This is a genomic window from Motilimonas eburnea (assembly GCF_021295345.1).
GTDB classification, from domain to species: domain Bacteria; phylum Pseudomonadota; class Gammaproteobacteria; order Enterobacterales; family CBDFNC01; genus Motilimonas; species Motilimonas eburnea.
Genome location: NZ_JAIMJB010000032.1, coordinates 1 through 21,893, shown reverse-complemented (window position 1 = coordinate 21,893; position 21,893 = coordinate 1). Strand labels below are relative to the sequence as shown.

General features: G+C 45.4%; 25 protein-coding genes and 3 tRNA genes. 14 read left to right on the top strand and 14 right to left on the bottom strand.

Features of this window, described 5'->3' with window-relative positions:
- Positions 1 to 280 precede the first annotated feature (280 nt).
- The 12 genes from K6Y21_RS20245 (at position 281) to gloA (ending at position 10,111) form a co-directional block, all read left to right on the top strand.
- A tRNA-Asn gene (locus K6Y21_RS20245) sits at positions 281 to 356 on the top strand.
- Positions 357 to 380: 24 nt separating this feature from the next.
- A tRNA-Asn gene (locus tag K6Y21_RS20240) sits at positions 381 to 456 on the top strand.
- A gap of 22 nt (positions 457 to 478) precedes the next feature.
- Positions 479 to 554 (top strand) — tRNA-Asn (locus tag K6Y21_RS20235).
- 163 nt (positions 555 to 717) lie between these two features.
- Complete coding sequence (locus tag K6Y21_RS20230) at positions 718 to 2,577, top strand: EAL domain-containing protein (RefSeq protein WP_233073732.1); 1,860 nt, start codon at positions 718 to 720, stop codon at positions 2,575 to 2,577.
- Between the two features lie 154 nt (positions 2,578 to 2,731).
- On the top strand, positions 2,732 to 3,313 hold the full coding sequence (rsxA, locus tag K6Y21_RS20225; protein WP_233073731.1) for an electron transport complex subunit RsxA: 582 nt from the start codon (positions 2,732 to 2,734) through the stop codon (positions 3,311 to 3,313).
- A gap of 17 nt (positions 3,314 to 3,330) precedes the next feature.
- Positions 3,331 to 3,876 (top strand): electron transport complex subunit RsxB, encoded by a 546-nt coding sequence (rsxB, locus tag K6Y21_RS20220; protein WP_233073730.1) that lies wholly within the window; start codon positions 3,331 to 3,333, stop codon positions 3,874 to 3,876.
- A 1-nt stretch (position 3,877) separates the two neighbouring features.
- Positions 3,878 to 6,580 carry an electron transport complex subunit RsxC gene (gene rsxC, locus K6Y21_RS20215; RefSeq protein ID WP_238486479.1) on the top strand — a complete coding sequence of 901 codons (2,703 nt, stop codon included), beginning with the start codon at positions 3,878 to 3,880 and terminating at the stop codon, positions 6,578 to 6,580.
- Positions 6,581 to 7,636: an electron transport complex subunit RsxD gene (rsxD, locus tag K6Y21_RS20210; RefSeq protein ID WP_233073729.1), complete on the top strand. Its 1,056-nt coding sequence runs from the start codon at positions 6,581 to 6,583 to the stop codon at positions 7,634 to 7,636.
- Positions 7,633 to 8,280: an electron transport complex subunit RsxG gene (gene rsxG, locus K6Y21_RS20205; protein ID WP_233073728.1), complete on the top strand. Its 648-nt coding sequence runs from the start codon at positions 7,633 to 7,635 to the stop codon at positions 8,278 to 8,280. Before rsxD ends, rsxG begins: the two co-directional genes overlap by 4 nt.
- Complete coding sequence (locus K6Y21_RS20200; protein ID WP_233073727.1) at positions 8,277 to 8,966, top strand: electron transport complex subunit E; 690 nt, start codon at positions 8,277 to 8,279, stop codon at positions 8,964 to 8,966. Before rsxG ends, K6Y21_RS20200 begins: the two co-directional genes overlap by 4 nt.
- Before the next feature lie 6 nt (positions 8,967 to 8,972).
- Positions 8,973 to 9,611, top strand: a complete 639-nt coding sequence (nth, locus tag K6Y21_RS20195) for an endonuclease III (RefSeq protein WP_233073725.1) — start codon at positions 8,973 to 8,975, stop codon at positions 9,609 to 9,611.
- Positions 9,612 to 9,700: 89 nt separating this feature from the next.
- Positions 9,701 to 10,111, top strand: a complete 411-nt coding sequence (gloA, locus tag K6Y21_RS20190) for a lactoylglutathione lyase (protein ID WP_233073723.1) — start codon at positions 9,701 to 9,703, stop codon at positions 10,109 to 10,111.
- 62 nt (positions 10,112 to 10,173) lie between these two features.
- Here the strand turns inward: gloA and K6Y21_RS20185 are convergent, their stop codons facing one another.
- The 6 genes from K6Y21_RS20185 to K6Y21_RS20160 all read right to left on the bottom strand — a co-directional run bounded on the left by K6Y21_RS20185 (position 10,174) and on the right by K6Y21_RS20160 (position 15,127).
- Positions 10,174 to 11,508 (bottom strand): DUF1501 domain-containing protein, encoded by a 1,335-nt coding sequence (locus K6Y21_RS20185; protein ID WP_233073722.1) that lies wholly within the window; start codon positions 11,506 to 11,508, stop codon positions 10,174 to 10,176.
- On the bottom strand, positions 11,508 to 13,163 hold the full coding sequence (locus K6Y21_RS20180) for a DUF1800 domain-containing protein (RefSeq protein WP_233073721.1): 1,656 nt from the start codon (positions 13,161 to 13,163) through the stop codon (positions 11,508 to 11,510). The genes K6Y21_RS20185 and K6Y21_RS20180 overlap by 1 nt, the downstream gene beginning before the upstream one ends.
- Before the next feature lie 221 nt (positions 13,164 to 13,384).
- Positions 13,385 to 13,597, bottom strand: coding sequence for a hypothetical protein (locus K6Y21_RS20175; RefSeq protein ID WP_233073720.1), 213 nt, complete (start codon positions 13,595 to 13,597; stop codon positions 13,385 to 13,387).
- 76 nt (positions 13,598 to 13,673) lie between these two features.
- Positions 13,674 to 14,078 (bottom strand): VOC family protein, encoded by a 405-nt coding sequence (locus K6Y21_RS20170; protein ID WP_233073719.1) that lies wholly within the window; start codon positions 14,076 to 14,078, stop codon positions 13,674 to 13,676.
- A gap of 243 nt (positions 14,079 to 14,321) precedes the next feature.
- Positions 14,322 to 14,723 carry a GFA family protein gene (locus K6Y21_RS20165; protein WP_233073718.1) on the bottom strand — a complete coding sequence of 134 codons (402 nt, stop codon included), beginning with the start codon at positions 14,721 to 14,723 and terminating at the stop codon, positions 14,322 to 14,324.
- 41 nt (positions 14,724 to 14,764) lie between these two features.
- Positions 14,765 to 15,127 (bottom strand): hypothetical protein, encoded by a 363-nt coding sequence (locus K6Y21_RS20160; RefSeq protein WP_233073717.1) that lies wholly within the window; start codon positions 15,125 to 15,127, stop codon positions 14,765 to 14,767.
- 239 nt (positions 15,128 to 15,366) lie between these two features.
- On the opposite strand from K6Y21_RS20160, the gene elbB reads away from it, so the two are divergent.
- Together elbB and K6Y21_RS20150 are read left to right on the top strand one after the other, a co-directional pair.
- Positions 15,367 to 16,017 carry an isoprenoid biosynthesis glyoxalase ElbB gene (gene elbB / locus K6Y21_RS20155; RefSeq protein ID WP_233073716.1) on the top strand — a complete coding sequence of 217 codons (651 nt, stop codon included), beginning with the start codon at positions 15,367 to 15,369 and terminating at the stop codon, positions 16,015 to 16,017.
- Between the two features lie 123 nt (positions 16,018 to 16,140).
- Complete coding sequence (locus K6Y21_RS20150; RefSeq protein ID WP_233073715.1) at positions 16,141 to 16,608, top strand: GNAT family N-acetyltransferase; 468 nt, start codon at positions 16,141 to 16,143, stop codon at positions 16,606 to 16,608.
- Positions 16,609 to 16,654: 46 nt separating this feature from the next.
- Here K6Y21_RS20150 and K6Y21_RS20145 read toward each other — a convergent pair whose 3' ends face one another.
- The 8 genes from K6Y21_RS20145 to K6Y21_RS20110 all read right to left on the bottom strand — a co-directional run bounded on the left by K6Y21_RS20145 (position 16,655) and on the right by K6Y21_RS20110 (position 21,337).
- Positions 16,655 to 17,401 carry a hypothetical protein gene (locus K6Y21_RS20145; protein ID WP_233073714.1) on the bottom strand — a complete coding sequence of 249 codons (747 nt, stop codon included), beginning with the start codon at positions 17,399 to 17,401 and terminating at the stop codon, positions 16,655 to 16,657.
- Positions 17,402 to 17,551: 150 nt separating this feature from the next.
- Entirely contained in the window at positions 17,552 to 17,977 is a 426-nt protein-coding gene (locus K6Y21_RS20140) for a hypothetical protein (protein ID WP_233073712.1), read from the bottom strand.
- Between the two features lie 95 nt (positions 17,978 to 18,072).
- On the bottom strand, positions 18,073 to 18,429 hold the full coding sequence (locus K6Y21_RS20135) for a hypothetical protein (RefSeq protein ID WP_233073711.1): 357 nt from the start codon (positions 18,427 to 18,429) through the stop codon (positions 18,073 to 18,075).
- A 117-nt stretch (positions 18,430 to 18,546) separates the two neighbouring features.
- Positions 18,547 to 18,927: a hypothetical protein gene (locus K6Y21_RS20130; RefSeq protein ID WP_233073710.1), complete on the bottom strand. Its 381-nt coding sequence runs from the start codon at positions 18,925 to 18,927 to the stop codon at positions 18,547 to 18,549.
- Positions 18,928 to 19,224: 297 nt separating this feature from the next.
- Positions 19,225 to 19,731 (bottom strand): endonuclease V, encoded by a 507-nt coding sequence (locus K6Y21_RS20125; protein WP_233073709.1) that lies wholly within the window; start codon positions 19,729 to 19,731, stop codon positions 19,225 to 19,227.
- Between the two features lie 43 nt (positions 19,732 to 19,774).
- Positions 19,775 to 20,170, bottom strand: a complete 396-nt coding sequence (locus K6Y21_RS20120; protein WP_233073708.1) for a hypothetical protein — start codon at positions 20,168 to 20,170, stop codon at positions 19,775 to 19,777.
- 149 nt (positions 20,171 to 20,319) lie between these two features.
- The gene (locus K6Y21_RS20115) at positions 20,320 to 20,751 is read right to left on the bottom strand and encodes a DUF4826 family protein (protein WP_233073707.1); all 432 of its coding nucleotides are present in this window, start codon (positions 20,749 to 20,751) and stop codon (positions 20,320 to 20,322) included.
- Positions 20,752 to 20,788: 37 nt separating this feature from the next.
- Complete coding sequence (locus tag K6Y21_RS20110; RefSeq protein WP_233073706.1) at positions 20,789 to 21,337, bottom strand: hypothetical protein; 549 nt, start codon at positions 21,335 to 21,337, stop codon at positions 20,789 to 20,791.
- Positions 21,338 to 21,893: the final 556 nt, after the last annotated feature.

Below are 21,893 nucleotides of genomic sequence, written 5' to 3'. Positions count from 1 at the left end.
AAAATAGAGCATTGAAGCTAATTTCATCAACAACAGTCCAAAAAGTAATGTTTAACCCCCTTGTTCTGGCCCATAATCTCTCACTTGAGAGGGAGTGATGCCGTATCAGAGCTTAGAAATTCACCAACTAAACACAGAATCTGTTTTTTATTAGGTCAAGTGTTGACAGCGTTAACTTCGGGTTTTAATATGCGCCCCGTTGTTGAGACACGCCCTTAACAAGGCAGCATAAGTGGTAGTTAAGACCACAAGTTAAGATAACAGCCTAATTTGCAATTGTTCCTCCTTAGCTCAGTTGGTAGAGCGACGGACTGTTAATCCGCAGGTCGCTGGTTCAAGCCCAGCAGGAGGAGCCAAGCAAAGACAAAAAATTGAATAATTCCTCCTTAGCTCAGTTGGTAGAGCGACGGACTGTTAATCCGCAGGTCGCTGGTTCAAGCCCAGCAGGAGGAGCCATTCAATCACAAATCTATATTGTTCCTCCTTAGCTCAGTTGGTAGAGCGACGGACTGTTAATCCGCAGGTCGCTGGTTCAAGCCCAGCAGGAGGAGCCAATCTCTTTTCTCATGCTCTCTTTGTTTTTTAACCCCCTGAGATAATTATATTTATGTCTCAATATTCAGATATGCTATTTTTGTAGTAATGGATACCGTGTTAGACTCAAATAAATTACTTAGGCGCTGTGCCAAATCGGCCTAAAACAAGCTTGGAAGCGATATGAAAGAGTATAAACATAGCTTAATGATCACCAATATCATCATATTGGTGGCCGCGGTTGCGGTGCTATTAGCCATCAAACTTCATTTTTCGCCTCTCATTAATGAGAAAAATGAAGCTGTCATTGCAGACATCACACAGGCGATTTCAATCAAAGGCCCAAGCCAGGCAACGGTTGATGAATTAGCGAATAAATACAAACTTAGCCATGTCCAAATCACGGACAAGTCAGGCGACTTTACTTACATTGCCAGCAATGATATTGGCTCCCCCCTACTGTTTAAGCTGTTCTTCCCAAGTGCTGGCAAGGCCATCGAATTACAAACGAGCAACCTCAGCATCAACTTTATTAATAGCTTTGCTGCTATCGCCGACGTAGCGGTTAAGTTGTTCTACCAATTGTTCATTTTGTTTGTTATCACAGCTATTTTAGTAAATTGGGCTTACTTTAGATTAATCAGAAATTTAGAGTCGAGCTTGGTCAAAGAAGTCAGCTCTGAAAGTGGCGAAGTGAGTACATTTAGCCAAGTAACGGAGCAGTTACTCGAACAAAGACAACGCTTTCACCAAGTGATGCAAGAGCAGCAGCAGAAGATCCAAATGCTGGCCAAGCAAGTCAATATGGACAATTTGACGGGCCTGAACAACCGCCATGCTTTTCGCAAAGAGCTAACCCAAATATTAAGTGACGACGGTGATAACAGTGCCGCAATCTTAGCCCTTGTGCGCGCATCCGAGCTCAACAACATCAACCAGCAACGCGGTTACCAGCAAGGTGATATTTACCTTGCCGATATCGGCCGCATGTTAGTGCAGTTGATCAAGCGATACCCTGAGTGCCAGTGTTACCGCATTTCTGGCTCCGACTTTGCCCTACTCGCGCCCAATATGACCATCAGCGAAGCGCAAAAATTGGCCAAGTCTCTCAAGCACCAATTCGATGAATACCAAGCCCTGCATAACTTAGAAAGTGTTGCTTACACCGGGTTATCCTCTATCTCCTCTGGTCAGTTACCTGAGCAAGTGCTCGCCCGTGCCGATATCGCGCTGGCTAAAGCACAAACGGAAGGCCTAAACGCTTGGGCATTTGAGCAAAATGACTCTAATGAGACCAACCTTGGCCAATTACATTGGAAGAAGGTAATTGAAGAAGTTATCGAAAATCGTGCTGTGATGTTGCTGCATCAACCCATTCAAGCGATACATCGAAACATGAAGGGCTATCAAGAAATCTTCACCCGTTTTGTTGGCCAAAATAACGCCATGATCCCAACGGAGACCGTGTTTGCCATGGCCCAACGAATGGACTTGATCGTAAAACTCGAGCAAGTGATCCTTGAGACCATGGTCAGCCAATGTCGCCACAAAACCGATGGCTCGGCGCGCTGGGGAGTTAATATTTCAGCGACCTCTTTGCAAAACAGCGCGTTTATCGTATGGCTTGAGCGTTTATTACTGCGTGAGCCTAACATTGCGGCTTCATTGATTTTCGAGTTCGACGAAGAAGTGCTAGACCGTAACCTGGTGGCCAGTAAGCGTGTATTTGATATGCTTAAGCGCACCGGCAGCCGCAGTGCTATCAGTAAATTTGGTAAAGGCATAGGTTCGTTCAGATTGTTTAAAGAACTCAAGCCTGATTTTGTTAAGGTTGATGCAGGTCTTATCAGTAACATAGAGCGCGACAGTGCCAACCAGCAATTTTTACGCATGATAGTCGATGTTGCTCACCGTATGGGTTGTCAAGTGATTGCCGAAGGGGTTGAGCACCTTGAACAGAAACAACTACTAGAAAATATGTACGTCGATGGTTTACAAGGCTTCTTAATCTCTCGCCCAACGCCATTAGCAAAAGTTAAGTAGTTTTCCCTCTCAGAATTAGGCCTTACATAGCGTAAGGCCTTTTGCCAAAAGCGATTACCCCTTCACCACTCACTCTATAAAAGCGCTTTTTTTGCTTATTTCGAGCGTTAAAACTTGTTAAACTGTGCGCTCAATGATCAAGTGAATGATGATAATGAGCGAATACCTTCTGCTGCTAGTCGCGACTGTGCTAGTGAACAATTTTGTTCTGGTTAAGTTTCTTGGCTTATGCCCGTTTATGGGGGTATCGAGCAAAATAAGCACCGCGGTAGGCATGTCTTTTGCCACCACATTTGTGCTTACCTTAACCGCTGCCGTTTCGTATTTAGTGAACCAATACTTGTTATTACCCTTAGGATTAGGCTATTTACGTACCTTGAGCTTTATTTTGGTGATTGCCGTTGTGGTGCAATTTACCGAAATGGTGGTTCATAAAACCAGCCCTAGCCTGTATCGCTTACTCGGCATTTTTTTACCCTTGATCACCACCAATTGCGCCGTGTTGGGTTTAGCATTATTAAACGTCAATGAAGGCCATAATTTTGTTGAATCACTCATTTATGGTTTTGGCGCTGCCGTTGGTTTTTCCCTCGTATTGGTGTTGTTCTCTGCTATGCGTGAGCGCCTCAGTGCCGCCGATGTACCGGTACCATTCAAAGGGGCATCTATCGCGATGATCACAGCAGGCCTCATGTCCCTTGGTTTTATGGGCTTTTCAGGCCTAGTTAAGTTTTAATGGAGCAGTCACGTTAGATGAGTATTGGAATTGCTGTCATCAGCCTTGGTTTGCTTGCGTTAATTTTTGGTTTGATCTTAGGCTATGCCGCGATACGTTTTAAAGTTAAAGCCGATCCTATCGTCGAGCAGATTGATGCTATTTTGCCGCAAACTCAATGTGGCCAATGTGGCTATCCTGGGTGTAAACCCTACGCCAATGCAATTGCCAACGGCGATGCGATCAACAAGTGTCCACCGGGCGGTGAAGCGGTGATCGTCAAGCTGGCAGACTTAATGGGCGTTGAGCCCACTAAACTAGAAGGCGAAGAAAAACCGAAAGCGGTCGCCTTTGTCCATGAAGATGAGTGCATTGGCTGTACTAAGTGTATCCAAGCTTGCCCAGTGGATGCCATTTTAGGGGCAACACGGCAAATGCATACGGTGATTGCCGATGAATGTACCGGCTGCGAGTTGTGCGTGGCGCCTTGCCCGACAGATTGTATTGAAATGATCCCCATCGATGAAACCACCAAAACATGGCAATGGGATCTGCAGTCTATTTCAATTAAAGAGGTTCAGTAGTTTGATCCAGTCCATTTTGGCCCATATTAAACAAGGTAAACTGTGGCGTTTTGCTGGCGGGGTGTTTCCGTCTGAACGCAAAAGCCTTTCAAACCAACAACCTATTCTGCCTGCGCTGATTCCAACCGAATTGGTCATTCCACTCAATCAACATATTGGTGAGCCAGCCGACTTATTGGTCAAGGTAGGCGACTCCGTGCTCAAAGGGCAGCCATTAACCCACCACAACAACTTTCGTGCCCTGCCCGTTCATGCCAGTACGTCAGGCAAAGTAACAGCCATTGAATCAAGACCGAGTTGCCACCCCTCTGGTTTACCCGAGATCAGCATCATCATTGCTCCAGATGGCAATGACACTTGGATTGAACGCCACCCTACTACAGACATCAGCCAATTAGATCGCCATGCCATTATCGACAAAATTCACCTTGCAGGCATCGCAGGCAAAGGCGGTGCTGGTTTTCCAGCTCACTTAAAGCTATCGGGAAAAGCTGACATAGAGCTGTTAATTATTAACGGCATTGAATGTGAGCCCTATATTACTGCCGACGATATGTTGATGCGTGAATACGCTAGCGAACTAATTCAAGGCATTGAAATTATTGAGCAAGTGACACAGTGCAAACACACCGTCATTGCCATTGAAAGTAACAAGCCAGAAGCGATTGCCGCCCTCAGTGAGTATAATAACGAGCAACGCCGCGTCACGGTAGTGCCAACTAAGTACCCATCGGGCGGTGAGAAGCAACTGATAGAACTGATCACGGGTAAACAAGTGCCGAACAAAGGCTACCCCATAGACATGGGGATATTGATGCACAATGTGGGCACAGCGTTTGCGATTAAACGGGCAGTGATGGATGACGAACCACTGATTTCACGCATTGTGACCATTACCGGTGAAGCCTTTGAACAACGTGGTAACGTGCACGCATTAATTGGCACGCCAATTGAACAGTTAATTGCCCCTTTTAATTTACAACCCCAAGATAACCAAACGCGCTTGATCATCGGCGGCCCCATGATGGGGTTCACGTTGCCCAGCGCCAGTGCTCCCATTATAAAAACCACGAACTGTATTCTTGCCCCTACCGAGCAAGAATTGCCGACACCCGGGCAAGAAATGGCCTGCATTCGCTGTGGTGAGTGCGCCGATGCCTGTCCTGCCTCTTTACTGCCTCAGCAGCTTTACTGGTATGCCAAGTCAAACGACCATGAAAAACTGCGTGAATATAACCTATTTGATTGTATTGAGTGTGGCAGTTGCGCCTATGTGTGCCCGAGTGAGATTCCACTGGTTCAATACTACCGCATCGGCAAAGCAGACATTCGCCAACAAGAGCAAGAAGCGAAAAAAGCCGAAATAGCCCGTGTGCGCCATGAAGCGCGCCAAGCTCGCCTTGAGCGTGAAAAACAAGAGCGCGAAGCGCGTAATAAGGCTGCCGCTGAAAAACGCAAAGCACAAATTTTAGCTAATCAAGAAAAAACGCCGGCCACTGCATCAACTGATCAAGATGTACCTGCCAAGGATGCCGTGGCTCAAGCATTAGAGCGAGCTAAAGCTAAGCGCACAGCCGAACCACAAGATGATGATATGGCCGCCGTTAGAAAGGCGCGTAAAGAGCAAGCTAGACTTGCCAAACTTGCGAAACAGGCACAAACAGAAGACGCGCCAACACAACAAACCAAGGCAGAAGCAACATCAACGGCTAAAACCACTAATCCAGCCGTTGCTGCTGCCCTAGCCCGCGCCAAAGCCAAAAAGGAAGCGCAGCAAGGTGAACAGCCAATAACGCATAGTGATTCTGAGCCGGCGCCATCATCAGCCCCGACTAAAAACTCAGCTGTTGCCGCGGCCATTGCACGCGCTAAAGCGAAAAAAGCAGCCCAGCAAAGCGAGGCTGAAACTGAAACTGCAGCTAAAACAGAATCTGAGCCAGAACAGTCAACCGCACCGACTAAAAACCCCGCGGTAGCGGCAGCCATCGCTCGCGCTAAAGCGAAAAAAGCAGCCCAGCAAAGCGAGGCTGAAACTGAAACTGCAGCTAAAACAGAACCTGAGCCAGAACAGTCAACCGCACCGACTAAAAACCCCGCAGTAGCTGCAGCCATTGCTCGCGCTAAAGCGAAAAAGGCAGCCCAGCAAAGCGAGGCTGAAACTGAAACTGCAGCTAAAACAGAATCTGAGCCAGAACAGTCAACCGCACCGACTAAAAACCCCGCAGTAGCGGCAGCCATTGCTCGCGCTAAAGCGAAAAAGGCAGCCCAGCAAAGCGAGGCTGAAACTAAAACTGAAACTAAAACTGAAACTACAGCTAAAACAGAATCTGAGCCAGAACAGTCAACCGCACCGACTAAAAACCCCGCGGTAGCGGCAGCCATTGCTCGAGCTAAAGCGAAAAAGGCAGCCCAGCAAAGCGAAGCTGAAACTGCAGCTAAAACAGAATCTGAGCCAGAGCAGTCAACCGCACCGACTAAAAACCCCGCAGTAGCGGCAGCCATCGCTCGCGCTAAAGCAAAAAAGGCGGCGCAGCAAGGGGAAGCCGTTAATGCCTCTGACAAAGCGCCTGAGCTAGAAAAACCGGCTGCGGCAAGTAAAAACCCAGCCGTGGCAGCAGCCATTGCTCGCGCCAAAGCCAAAAAAGCCGAGCAACAGGCGAAACATGAACAAATGCAACCCGACTCCCAAAAGGACAATCGCTAAATGAAACTTAACCTAGCCTCATCGCCCTTTAGCCGCAAGGCATTAAAGACGCCAGAGTTAATGCGCTTGGTCATGTTATGCCTGATTCCTGGGGTATTTGTTCAATGGTATGTATTTGGTTGGGGCAACCTGATCCAAATTATGATTGCTGGTATATTGGCTGTGGTCACCGAAGCCATTATTCTCGCCATCCGCAACAAACCAGTAATCAGAACCATCAAAGATAACAGTGCATTACTGACGGGCGTACTGCTCGGTATCAGTTTACCTCCCTACACACCTTGGTGGATCACCGCGATAGGTATCGTGTTTGCCATCTTAGTGGTGAAGCATCTCTACGGCGGCTTAGGTCAAAACCTATTTAACCCCGCCATGGTGGCATACGTGCTGCTGCTGATCTCGTTCCCCGTACACATGACAAGTTGGGTACCGCCAGAGAGTTTGATGCAGCACAGCGTCACGTTTGCCGATGCCTGGTCGTTAATTGCCAGCGGTTTTTCCATTGACGGTTACAGCTTGCAACAAATAAAAACGGCCGTTGATGGCACGACCATGGCCACCCCTCTCGATACCCTTAAAACCGATCTTGGCCATGGTTTAACTGTCAGTGAAAGCTTGAATAAACCCATATTTGGCACCTTTGCTGGCTTTGGCAGTGAATGGATCAGCATTGCTTTTCTCGTTGGCGGGTTATTTTTGCTAAAACAAAAAGCCATCGGCTGGCAGATCCCGGCGAGTTTTCTTGGGGGTCTATTTGTGATTTCTCTGATGGGTTATCTAAGCGATCCTGATACCATGGTATCGCCTCTGATCCACTTATTCTCGGGTGCCAGCATATTCGCGGCGTTTTTTATCCTCACCGATCCCGTGTCAGCATCAACGACACCCCGAGGACGTATAATTTTTGGAGTATTGATCGCGCTTCTCACCTATGTGATCCGCACTTGGGGTGGCTACCCTGACGCCATCGCTTTTGCAGTGATCTTAGCCAATATGTGCGTGCCTTTAATTGATTATTACACTCAGCCAAGTGTTTATGGGAGTCGTAAAGCATGAGCCAATCCAAGACCCGATTCGTCTCAAAAAACGGCTTGATCTTGGCCATCTTCGCGATCGTTTCAACCGCTGTCGTGGCCATCACTTCGAGCTTAACCAAGCCTATCATTGATAAGCAAATTGAGGCCCAATTAATCGCCAACATCAGCGAATTAATTCCAGCGGAGCAATACAACAATGACTTATTTGCTAGCTGCTTCTACAGTGAATCACCCAGCTTATTAGGCACCACCGAGCCGGTGCAAACTTGGCTGGCAAAACAGGATGAACACCCTGTTGGCCTTGCTATCGAAGCCGTTGCGCCCAATGGCTACAACGGTAACATTCGCTTGCTGGTGGGTATTTGGTACGATGGCTCCATTGCTGGCGTGCGCGTGCTAGAGCATAAAGAAACCCCGGGGTTAGGCGATAAAATCGAGTTAGCAAAATCCGATTGGATCACCAAGTTTAGCGGCTACGTACTGGAGTCAGAACAAGACGCTCGCTGGGCGGTAAAAAAAGATGGCGGCCAATTTGATGCCTTTACTGGAGCAACCATTACCCCAAGAGCCGTGGTAACGGCCGTCAAAAATACCTTGCTGTTTTACCAACGAAACCGCGACCACCTCTATCAACAAACCGGTAACTGTGGAGTCAAATCATGAGCCAAATTGACGATCTGACTAACCCAGACACGCACCATGATGCGAAACCTTGGGTTTCTGACGAAAGCAAAGAAATCATCAAACAGGGGTTGTGGAAAAACAACCCCGGATTAGTCCAACTACTGGGCTTATGCCCTTTATTAGCGGTGTCTTCCACCGTGATCAACGCCCTTGGCCTTGCCATCGCCACCACCGCCGTATTGGTGCTGTCTAACTGGATAGTGTCCCTAGTGCGCAATCAAGTGCCCAAAGAAATTCGCATTCCTATTTTCGTGATGATCATTGCTTCTTTGGTTACTTGTATCGAGTTAATCATGCATGCCTTTACCTACGACTTATATTTGTCACTGGGCATTTTTATTCCGCTTATCGTCACCAACTGCGCCATTATCGGGCGCGCCGAAGCCTTTGCATCGAAAAACGAGCCCGGCATCGCCGCTCTTGATGGCTTAATGATGGGCTTAGGCTTTAGCTTGGTGCTACTTGCCTTAGGCGCAATCCGTGAATTACTGGGTAATGGTACTTTGTTTTCGGGTGCCCAAGCCCTGTTTGGCCAAGGTATTCCCGATCTTACCATTACCGTGTTTAGCTCAGATACTTCGTTTTTATTCGCTGTGCTGCCCCCGGGCGCCTTTGTGGTCATGGGCTTTTTAATCGCCCTTAAAAATATCGCTGATAAAAAATAATTAAATATGAACAATACTAAACGCCGTGAGATTTTAACGCGGCTGCGTGAGCAAAACCCAAAGCCTGAAACCGAGCTTAACTTTAGCAGCCCATTTGAATTATTGGTGGCAGTCACCCTCTCCGCCCAAGCCACCGATGTCAGTGTTAACAAGGCAACGGATAAGTTGTTTCCCGTCGCCAACACACCACAGGCCATTTATGATTTGGGCGTTGAGGGGTTAAAGGAATACATCAAAACCATCGGGTTATACAACAGCAAGGCCGAAAACGTGATAAAAGCGTGCCGTATGCTACTTGATCTCCATGGCGGAGAAGTGCCCGAAGACCGAGATGCGCTCGTCGCCCTGCCCGGCGTAGGCCGTAAAACCGCCAATGTGGTGTTAAATACCGCCTTTGGCTGGCCAACCATCGCAGTGGACACCCATATCTTTCGGGTGTCAAATCGCACCAAATTTGCCATGGGTAAAAACGTCGACCAAGTAGAAGAAAAGCTACTCAAGGTGGTGCCTGCTGAGTTTAAAGTAGATGTACACCATTGGCTGATATTACATGGCCGCTATGTCTGCGTAGCGCGCAAGCCTAAATGCAACGCCTGTATCATTGAAGATTTATGTGAATTTAAAGAGAAAACCAGCGAGAGCTAGTGCCTGGTGGCCTTGCTGTTGCACGGTATTCGCCAGTACAATACATAAAAATAAAATCAAACCCTGTTTAGCAATTTTTGGAGTCAGCAATGCGTTTATTACACACCATGCTCCGCGTGGGCAATTTAGAAAAATCTATCGAATTCTATACTCAAGTGTTGGGCATGAAGTTGCTCAGAAAGTCGGAAAACGTGGAATACAAATACACCTTAGCTTTCCTTGGCTATGGTGAAGAGTCAGAGCAAACCGTGATTGAGCTGACTTACAACTGGGGTACTGATAGTTACGATCTCGGTAATGCCTATGGCCATATCGCCATTGAAACCCAAGATATTTACGCCACCTGTGATGCCATTCGTGCCGCGGGCGGTAACATTACTCGCGAGCCGGGTCCGGTAAAAGGCGGCACAACCGTCATTGCGTTTGTTAAAGATCCTGACGGCTATGCCATTGAGCTAATCAATGCCAAAGATGCGGGTAAAGGATTAGGTAACGATTAAGTCTACTTTATTAGCAAAAGGCCCAGCTTTTACGCTGGGCCTTTTTTGTTGAGAGCCAAAAGTTAAGCCATAAAGTTCAAGGTTGCTTGATCAAAGTTTCCTAGGCTTGGAAACAGCTCTATGATGTCACTCGCACTCAAGCCAAACCACTTAGCTAAAGTGGCGCTGTATTGCTCGGTACTCACTTGTGGGATCAAACGCCCCCCTTTGACATCAAACTCACTGCCCAAACGTTGGGGTAACAAGGTACCATAGATGTCTTGCCCTTTTACCGCACCGCCCATCACCATTTGATTACCAGCCCAACCATGATCTGTACCATCACCGTTCGAGCTTAAAGTACGGCCAAAGTCAGACATAGTAAAACTAGTGACTTGATCATTCACGCCTAGACTCACCATAGCTCGATTAAACTCACTCATGCTAGTGGCAAGCTCTGCTAATAGCTCAGGATGCTTAGTCACTTGCTCATCATGGGTATCAAAGCCGCCCATGGTGACATAAAAGATTTGGCGGCCTGTGCCTAGCTGGCTTTGGCTGGCAATCACCTTAGCCACGGTTTGTAACTGCTGTGACAAACGCCCTTCGCCAAAATCAGGTAAAGGGACTAAGTTTTCTAAACTGGCATTCATTGCTTGGCTATTGGCGATACCCGTTGAGAGGCCCTCACCGTAAACCTTAGCTAATCGACTTTGGCTAGCAGCAAGATTGCGCATCACACTTTGCTCTATTTGCTGTGCACGATTACTCGTCCCTTTGAATGCATGAATTTTGGCTTGGCCAGAGCGAGACATAGCAAAGGCTGACGTTTTATGTCCCGTTTGCCATGGATTGGTACCGGCAAGGGAAATATTACTGGCAAAATGGGGGTGGTCTTCAAGCAGCTCCAACATTCTCCCTCCCCACCCCGTGTTGATACTTTGTTTTTCTTTGCCATGCATCCAGCGTGCTTGCTGGTCGTTATGGGAAAACAAGTGCGCAGGGATATGGCTGCGTTTATTTTTAAAATCATCCAATGTCGTGGGTGCTAACAAAGTTCCAACCCCGCCAACAAAGGCCAAGTCACCCGTATTAAATATGTCATGAAGTGGTGCTAAAGCCGGATTCAAACCGGTTTCCGCTAAAGAAGAGATAGGCGATAGGCTAATCGGATCCACAATCGCCAAATTTTGGCGACTGGCTAGATAATCCGCTTTATCTTGACCCGACATCGGCAGCAACATATTCATCGAGTCATTGCCACCCAATAAAAATATACAAACCAGCGCCTTGTAATCATTGTATTGCTGCTGATTTAACAAGCTTTGCATTGCACTCAGTTGTGTTGACGTCAGCACCGCTGCCGATACCCCACCCTTAAGGCATAAAGACAAAAATGTTCTGCGATCCATATCCATTACCTTTGATGTGCGTATTCAGGTGAAACAACGAGTAAAAACAAGCAATAAGCAATTTGATATTGCAAATCTTGCTTCTCGGCCCAATCAAACACACCGAGTAGCTCCCGCCTTAATTCATCACTCATTTGCCCACTTAAAAAGACTTGATTGTAATAGTCAATTAGCGCGGTTTTTCCTTCTGCCTCAACCAGCTTGGCATGGTCAGAAAAGTCCACTAAGATTTGATTGCCAGTATTGTCATCCTTAGTGCTGGCAATGCGCCAAACTAAACTTGAATAATGATAATTGAGTAAACCAATACTGGTTGCACTGTTAGCAATTTGCGCCTCTGGCGCCACCAGCTCTGTTCCCGCTAGGGTTAATGGTTGATAATCAGGGCGATAAAAATTAAACACCGATGGCGAGCCAAGCGGCACTTGGCCATGCGTTTCATCTAAACCCCAAGTAATAAAGTAGCCAGATTGACTGTATGCGTTAAGCTCCCGCCACAACTGCGCCGTTTGCAATAGCGGCTCTTTCAATTTACCGAAATGCGCTGGCGCTTGGCTTAAATCACGCGCTTGGGGATCCATCAAAATAGCATAGATAACCGCTTTTAAATCACCGCGTATGCCTGAGCCATTATCGTTAAACACTTGAGCCACTCGGGCGACATAATCAGCGCTGGGGTTGGAGGTGGTTAAACGTTGGATCAACTGTTTACTAATAAATGGGCCGACATTATCGTGCTCAAATAAGTTGTCCAGTGCAAGCTTTAGCGCATTTTCTGGGCCTTCATTGGCCGCAACGACAGTGCCATTGAGCAACACTTTTTCCAGCTCCGAATGATACTCAGGCCACACTTGCATCAGTTTTAGGTAGTCTTTATTGGGCCTTGTCCATTTCGTACTATCAGCAAAGGTCCAACCGGTAAAAATACGGGCAAAACCTTCAATTTGAGTTTGATCGTAAGTAGCGATGGTGTTGCCTTGAGCGGTGCGTTTTGGCGTGCCATCAAGGTTTAACTCCTCTAACCCTATAGTAAATAGCTGCATCACTTCACGAGCATAGTTTTCATCGGGACGAATATTGAGCTCAACATTGGCTTTTTCATTGCCTAAGTGGCTTAAATATGTCCCCATCACCGGCGATAGGGTCACGTCTTGCAGTAAATCACGATAATTACCAAAGCTGTGCTTAAGTAATAAATCATAATAATTAAGCATGGCTTCGGGCTGACTGCGCAAATTGTTACCTGTATCGGACACCACAAAAATTTGGCTTAAGGCAAACGCGACCCGTTGTCTAAGTTGATCAGGTGCCCTTAAGCTGGCATGCCACCAAGTATCTATTCGATTAATGTAAGTGGCCTGCTCTTTATCCGGGCTTAACTTGAGTAAGGGTAAATGGTATGTCGGTGACAAACTAAATTGTTGCTCTAACCAAGCGTGGGCCGATAGATTGGTTGCTGCGTCTATCTCTGCACCTGTGGGGCCAAAAGTGGCTTGATGCAACAAGCGGCTAGCTTGAGCCTGCGTCATTTTTGGATAGGAAATCGGTGGCTGTGATCCGCCTTCTTCTTGGCTAGGTGCACTGTCGCCACTTCCAGAGCCACCACATGCCCCTAATATGAACATGATGGCCAGTAAGATCATGGCCTTGATTTGAATCATTAACTACTCCACTTACACAACGACTTCGTAAGGGGCCAGATTCTATGAATTATTTCCTGAGCATTCTGTTAGCTGTAACATAAAACACACGATTCAATAACAAGCGGTGTGCCTTACCTCGCAAACCTGAGAATATACACAGGTGCAAAGCAGTTGGGCATCAGCTGATGCCAGGACATGGGTGTGAAATGAACCATTGTTTATACTGGCTATTACCTTGGCTAATCACCCAAATGTGCAATGACTTCTTGTTCAATGTCACAAAGAAATTGTTGGGTATGTTCGTTTGTTAAATCTAAACTAAACCACCCATCAGTGCCCATTAAGCTTACACAGCGATAATGCAGTGCTATTCCTGAGGCCGTTTTCTCCAGCTCACCAGACAACTGAACAATCCCAGATTGAGTATGCAAACGGCTAATATTAAATTTCATGTTCACCTTAGGTAACGGTATCCGAATTAATCACTCAGGCAATTAATTTATCACCTAAAGTATTGTTTTTAATTATTTAGTTAGCAACACCTGCGCAAAAGAACTCAATGCGGATCCCACTTGGTTCATAACACATCATATGCTTAGCTGGGCCCGCTTTAACTAACTCGGGGCCAAATTCAATGTTAACGCCCGCATCGACAAGTTGCTGATGCAAGGCCTCTAGTTGGCTTAGGGTTTCAACTTGCAATGCCAAATGATGCAAACCAACATTGGCTTTTCTGTCAAAGGCCAAAGGCGCATCAACTTTAGCGTCCCATAAAGTCAGCATAATATAGCCATCGCTGACAAAAATCGCCGGGTAATCGGGATTACGTTTGACCTCATGCCAACCGAGTAGCCCAGTGAAAAACTGAGCACTGGCCTCTAAATTGGCCACGGTCAAGCCCACATGGTGTACGCCTTTTGTCAATGCAGTCATGTTATTTCCTTTATTATTTTCAGTAGGTTACACATCAAAAATAAAGCAAATAAATACAATTAACAAGACGCTTTTTTGGGCTAAACTGTTCGAGTTGTTAGAAAATGCCGACCACTTAACCAGAACCTTGGTTCAGCAATGCCGAGATTGATTACTGCATGGTATGATTGCCTTGTGTGAGGCGAGCTCGGCGAATAAGACAAACACAAGGCCACAACCACCCACAGTTAACCAATACTGAGGTTATTTACGATCCGCTGGATGATTCACCCCATCATTGGTTGGTATTTCACCCAGCTTAAGCGGATTGTTCCCCTCCAAACACGCCACGTTAAAACCATATTGGCTGGGATTAGAGCGGCGCTGATGATGGGTATAAATACCACAGTTACCACAAAAATAGTGCTTTGCCGTCATGGTGTTAAATTGATACCGCTTTAAATGCTCAGCCCCTTTAACGATGGTGATTCCCGACAAGGGCACCGAAGCAGCTATCGCGCCGCGACGGCGACATAATGAACAATCACAACGCCTTAGCTCTTCAAGGCCGTTCGGTAAATCAAACAAGATCTCGACGCTGCCACAATGACAACTTGCCTTATGCTGTTTTTCAATGGCAACGCCATCTACTTCTAAAATGCCCATTCTACCTCCTAGTTAGCTCGCTTCCATTGCATAGCCTTACCTCAAGCTCCCGCTAGTTTACGGGACAACTTCCTAATGATGACTTTGCCATAGTTATTGAGCCAATATCCTTGGCCAAATAACAGCACCGCAAGCCCCGTAAACAACCAAGCCTGAAAAAACAAGGAGCCAATCAGCATGGGAATGGCTAAAGCCTGTAATACGTTAATCACCGACTGAACCTTAAAACAGGGATCGCACCACGCGTCGGTATAAGGAAATGCCCCTGGAGCGTGGCGCAAATGGCCTTGCTCACCACAGATACTACAAATACCACAGTAGCCCTTTTTAACGCCTTGTTCAATCAAGGTTTTTGAGGAGTCTTGCCAAAGTGAGCAATAGCAGCCTCTTCGATTTGATTTCATTTTCAGCTTACCTTATTCAGTGATAGCCAATCGCTTTCAATACTAACCCCGTTAGCTAGAGTTAGCGCGTCACCTTACCTAAACAACCCAAATTCAACGCTAGTTTAGGTCACAATTTCAAGCTAAACAGCCGTTTAGCTGAGTGACTCTACTAGCCTAGCCCATTTAATTTAAGTTAACGTGATAAGCCTATGAGTGCCCCGCTGGGGGCAAAAGAAATAACCTACAGGAGCAATTTAATGAAAAAAGTAGCGGTGATCCTTGCCGGTTGCGGGGTTTATGATGGCGCGGAAGTTCATGAAAGCGTGTTAACCCTGCTTCATATCGCCAAAGCTGGGGCGCAGTATCAATGCTTTGCCCCCGATATTGAGCAAATGCATACCATCAATCACCTCAATGGTGAGGTGATGCCAGCCAATCGTAATGTGCTCATCGAAGCTGCTCGCATCGCCCGAGGTGACATTAAGCCTATCACAGAGTTAAATGTGGATGAGTTTGATGCCCTTATTTTACCCGGCGGTTTTGGCGCGGCGAAAAACCTCAGTGATTTTGCCGTAAAAGGCGCGCAGGCAGTGGTGCAAGCCGATATATTAAAAGTGTGTAAAGAGTTTGCCACCGCCGCTAAGCCAGCGGGTTACATGTGCATAGCTCCAGCCATGATCCCCCATGTTTATGGCACTGGCGCCAAGGCGACCATAGGCAACGACGCCAATACCGCAGCGGCGATCGCGGCAATGGGCGCAGAGCACCTTGAATGCCCAGTCGATGACATAGTAGTTGATGAAGCCCATAAACTGGTCTCTACCCCCGCTTATATGTTGGCGGGCAACATTTTAGAAGCCGATGCCGGCATCGCCAAATTAGTGGCCAAAGTGATTTCTATGGCGTAAGCCTGCTGTTTTATAGCAAACTCTTCGCCTGCCAAGATACCTTAGCAGGCTTATTTGCTAAGGTATCCATCTAGTCACACTGGCAACTTGCGCCTAACACCAAAGACAAAGGGAGCTGCAATAATGGAAATTCGAGCCGCCACTTCATCGGATATAGACGCGCTGTTACGCTTAAGTCATCAAATAGGCGCTTTACACTTTGAACAGGCGCCCCACGCATTTGTCGCACCAAGCCTAGCCGAGCGCGAATTTCTGCTTGATGCACTAAACGATCCCGCAAGGCTGTTTTTGTTGGCGCAGCGAGATAACCAGATAGTGGGATTTATTACCGCCATCATCGCGAAAAATGAAGCCGTGCCCTTTTTGCTAAAAGATCCCATTTGCCGAGTCGGCACCCTAATCGTCGATGAAAACGAACGCACATCTGGGATAGGACGTATGCTGATGACTCAATGTCAACAATGGGCGAAACAGCAAGGAGCCATACAAATGCGACTTGAAGTCATGTCTTTTAACTATGATGCACAAGCCTTCTACGACAAATTAGGCTTTGCTGAGCTTTCAAAAACCCTGTGGATGCCGATTGGTTAAGGCTTCAATAGGGCGACATGATGGGGGTCTAGCCTTTCGAAGCAAATTACGCGAAGTGATATCTGTATTCTTTTCGAATATTTCTCTTAACATCATCAATGGTATTAATACTATCAAAGTAACCTATGATAGTGTCATTAACTCTTTTGGCCACGCCTGAGGTGCCCATTTCGAAAGATTCATATGAATAAATAGTTGTATTTGGCTCAGAATCAATCTGACATTGGGCTACGGTTTGTGAAGCAACTCTTGATATGTTTTCTGGATGAATTTCTTCTCCAACATCCAAAAGGTCTTTATGCCAACTCGTGACGTAGATATAGCAGAAAACATCATTAGCCAATAGCTCAAAATCTACTATTTCAATCAAATCGCCCTTTACTCGCCATAAACACTCTTCGGCTTCCTTAAAAGGTGTTTTTTCATTTTCTAGTAGGCGCTTAACTTCGCTAATACCATCTAGCACTGTCCTACCTTTTGACTTGAAATACACAAGAGCAACATTTTTAATTAGCCCCCTCAACTCTCTTTCTTGACTAGCTGCGAGTTCTTCAGGCCACCAATATGAGTTTTTAAGCGGACATAATGGTGATAATTCATAGAAATGTTCCTCTTCTGGCACTTCAAAATATACTGAATATTCTTTAGAAGAAGATGACCCTTTCCTTAGTCCTAGTATTTGCTCGTTTCCATTCACTGTTCTTTTATAAATAGGAATGCCGCATTTGCTTCTCTCAAATCCAGTTGCGAGCAATTCTTCATCTAATATTTGTACGAGTAACAAATTCTTCATAATCTCTTCGCCAAACGCCTCAATAACCTGCGAAGCTTTTCAGCTTCCGGCGCCGAAGGCGCGGAGTTGATTGATTGGTTAATCTTTGAAAATGATTGGATAATTAAGAAATTCATAAACCTCTTTGCATGTCTTAATGATCTCGGCTCTTCATTTCTCTTTTGACCAGCCATTAATACATTCACAATACCAGTCATCCTCGAGAACTGTGAATTCGCCAAATAATTCAGGATAACCAAGTTTAATGTAAGCACCATATATCATTGAGGCACCCATTTCTAGAGCCAAAGAACCGTCAATCACCTCTTTCATTAAAACTCTGGCATATCCTTCTATTGCACCTGCATCACTGGGGCGTTCGATGTTTAGTTCTTTTAAAACTCTATTGAAATAATCGTCGGCTTCAAATTCATTTATGGGCTTCAGAAGCGTTGCAAGGATAACAAGGCTTGGTGAATCAACGCCTTGCTCCAGCAAACTCATAGCCCAAGCGCACTTGTACTCACTTCCGCCGCTGCTCATCGCAATTTGACCTAGAGCTTTATACGTTTCAATTTTCTGCGAATCGGAGAACATTTCTTCCCTCAGCGCACTGCCGCCGGAGGTAACTGGCGGCTTTTGTGCAGGGTTTATGCACAAGAAGTGTAGTTGCAGGAGGTCAGTTACTGCTGTTAAATTCCGCTCTGCCCATACTCACTGTATTTTTCGAACCAGCCATCGTCGGTATATATCTCACCACTTAAACCATCAGACTCTTTGGCAATATCGTGGCCATTTATGGTTACTTTAATCTCTTCATTTTCTTCTTCAAGTGCAAATAAGAAATCGTGTATTCCTGTATCGATGCACTCTGTGAGCAGTTTTCTTACCAATTCTTTTTGATCGCTTGAAAAACCACTCAGCTTTGACATCAATTCTCGCATACTGGGCGATTTAAGCCGACCTGACTCTAAATCAAGATAACGATTTAAGGCTTTATCTCTAAGCTCTTGAGAGATCAATTTTCCAAACTTCTCTGAATCTTTCATAACTCTCTCAATGGAATTTAGCGCCGCGCTCAGCCGCGGGCTAAAGTGGCACGTAATTGCGCAGCAATTTGAGTGACTCTTTTGATGGTCGGTTGCTGCTGCTTGTTAAGTGCATTTTCATATATTGCGCCAATCTTCTAGCTTAGTTTCTCGAAAAAACGTAACCCAATGCTTGTGATCAGGGTCGAAGGCTAATCCAAACTTAGGGCTAACAAGAAACCCGAATTTATTAAATATACCCACATCGTTCTTTGTTAGATAGCCTTCAAGCTCACCGAATTGAACGACCTCAAAATCTAATGCCAACTCCTCAAGATTAACCGTAACCTCAACGAATTTACCGCTTGAATCAAATCGATAAATACTCTCACCATAGTCGAGTTCTTTTAACCCAATAGAATTCACTCCGGTCCTATCTGGCGATCCACACCTCTTAATTACTTCAGATTCTGGTGAATCAAAAGGAATCTCATTTATCGATTTATATGGACGATGCATAATTCTCACTAGCACTTTTCTTGGTAAACCCGTACGGCTCCGCCTAGAACCAGAAAACTAAATAAATATTTATCAAAAGCTTACAAGAAACCTTAGCTATTAACTCTCATCCCCGAGAAAACAAACCGAGACGAAAGCATACCGAGCCCGACTCAGGCCCCCGTAAACAAACGAGGATAAGCTTTTTTGAGATTATATATCAATAAGTTAAGAAACTGATGTGAACAATGCGAGACTTTTCCATTAATTTACTGCACTAATAACAGGCAGAAAATTGATGGGTGTGTAGTCTTTTTGTTAGGCACAGCAGATCCCTCTACAAAGTTGGTCAGCTTTCTTCAGTAAGGTAGGATGACGGTGTTTACCGTGCATCTTGGTTATTGCCAACTTCGCTTCATCTAAACTGATACCGACCGCTGTTACATACAACGGATTTAAACTCTTTCCTCTAAACACTTCACAATCTCTGGGCGTATCTTTGAACGGCTTCTTGGCAACACCAATTACGTTGATTGTTTCTCCTAACGCTTTATACAAGTGCATGCCAAGCCCCGCTGCCTGTTCCGCACCGAGATTAACATAACCATCAACGATAATGGTTTCTATACTTTCTGCAACATCATCGAGTAAAGAAAGAATGCAGGGTAGTTCGCGCTTATAGAATGAGCCTGGTTCATAAGGCGCTACCGGACTGACTTCTTTAACAATAGTTTCATAAACATGCTCACAATCCCAATCACGAAATAGAACCCCTGCGACGACTGCTTTGTCATCCACATATTGAACATCAATTGCTAATTTCAAACTTTTCACCAAAGTATGCTATCCCACTTAATTTTGCTGACGGTCAGTGAGGTTGACCACAATCACAATACTGAAACTCATATTCGCTAGGTTGATTTGGATTAACCTTTACTTTCGCGTACTTAGCATCTCCTTTATCCATCGCTTTGACAGGTTCAGAGGTTTTGCTTAAGTCTTCAACCAGAACAGCTTTGTACTTTCTTCCGCATAACTCATATTCGAACGTATGATAGTTGGCTACAACCTCGCCCGGGACATCATCAAACAGTTGAGCAGCCGTCTTCTTCGTTTGCTCAACACTTTGTGTACTCATGTAAAGAGCCCACACTTCTATCCAACTTGAGCCCTTACTTTCCTCAGTATTTACCAAATCACTCGACGCTCTTTTTCTATTGAGCCGCATACTGGTCAACTTTAATAGTGTTAGTAGTTTTTTCATATCACTCCTTAAACTACTCTAGGCAAGTTGGGTACCTAACGTCTCATTCATATGCACCGTAGGAAAGCAAAGAGATGGGTGTCCAGCCTTTTTTGGCCTTTCGTTATACCAAAACCGCCAGACTGTTTTGCATCGCCAACATGTTTTTGTTAGGAGTTCAGATACTCCCAAACTTCATCATCAGTTAACCAGTTATCAAGAATTTCAATCCTAGACTCGAGCAGATTAGCAAGACGTTTGAAATCACTATCTTTACCAAAAGAGGTATTTTCTGGCTGTCGTCCTTCTTTCAAATACGGCAAATAACTTTTCCAAGCTTTAAGCAAATCTCTCAGGGCAGACCTTGGATGGCAGTCCCCTGATTCAGAAACATAATCAGTCGGACAATCACCAGAAAAAGCCCACCAACCAACGGCCCCGGGTTGCTCTTTCGATTCTATTGCCCAAATTGCGAAATGTGGCGCTACATCAAAAGCTGGCCATTCAGCTAAAGTTGGAGATACCAATCCGTTCAATTCGAGATACTCTAGGACATTGCTGCGCTGAGATCCTACCCAACTATCGTATTCATCATCTGTCATACTATTCCCTTGTGACTCCTAACGCTTGGTTAAATGGCTATGGATCATCGCCATCCTGTAGCGGTGAATATAACCACTCGAATGAATTATTTACGGACTCTTCTTCACCATCAAATTCTACATGATAATTGTGACAGTGTGGCACGGGGATTTTTACCTCGCCTTCACTGAAGCCCTTCAGCATTAATTTACTAACGTAACCCTCTATATCGCCATAGGCGTATATGTAGTTATGATTGTCAAATATGAATTGACCTTCACCAGTCACTGATGACACCCATAAATGACTTCTACCATCACGCTCAAAGTACTCTTGGTGCTCGTACAAAAATAACTCAAGTTCGTCGTAAGATAATGGATAAGGACTTTGGTATCTTCCAGATTCTTTTCCTAAACGCGACGCTAGCAAAACATGTAATACGCCAAAAGGCCCTTCCATTTCTTTGCAGAACTCAAGAATAAGAGGGATTTCTCTCGCTTTACAGCCAATGAGTAAACGAGAGAAATTGGGGTACTCCTCTACCTCATAGAGATCATCCCAGAACAGCTCTTCTTGATTATCTAAATTCCCAATTTTAAATATCATACCGACCTATGATTGACATTTAACAGTGTATTCACACTTTTCTTGGTAAACCCGCAACCTTACACCTAGATCAACCTTATAAAAATCATTTTTCATCAGACACTTAAAACTAAACTTCATCATTAACTCACCTCCCAGCGAAAAACAAACCAAGACGAAAAATCACCAAGCCCGAGTCTGTCACTCGTACATAAGCGAGCAAAAGCTTTTTGGGATTATATATCAATAAGTTAGAAGTTTATTGTGAACAAAGCGAGACTTTTGATGTTTATTTACCGCGCCAATAACTGGGCGCAAATGGGTGGGTGTCCAGCCTTAGCCTTTCGCCAGTCTTTCGCGTTAGAGTTTTCTAATTTTACTTTAACGCCTTGCTCTAGGATGTGAGTTCGCGCAAATTGATGGGTGACCAGATTTTGTTATTCTTACTTCCCCCCTCTGGCAGGATAGTTGTCACTACTTAAAATTTAACCAGTTGGGGCGTTAAGGCTTGATAGTGCCACGCTATAGTGAAGAACGAAAACAGCAGGTTTTGAACAAGTTATTACCTCCCTTCAAT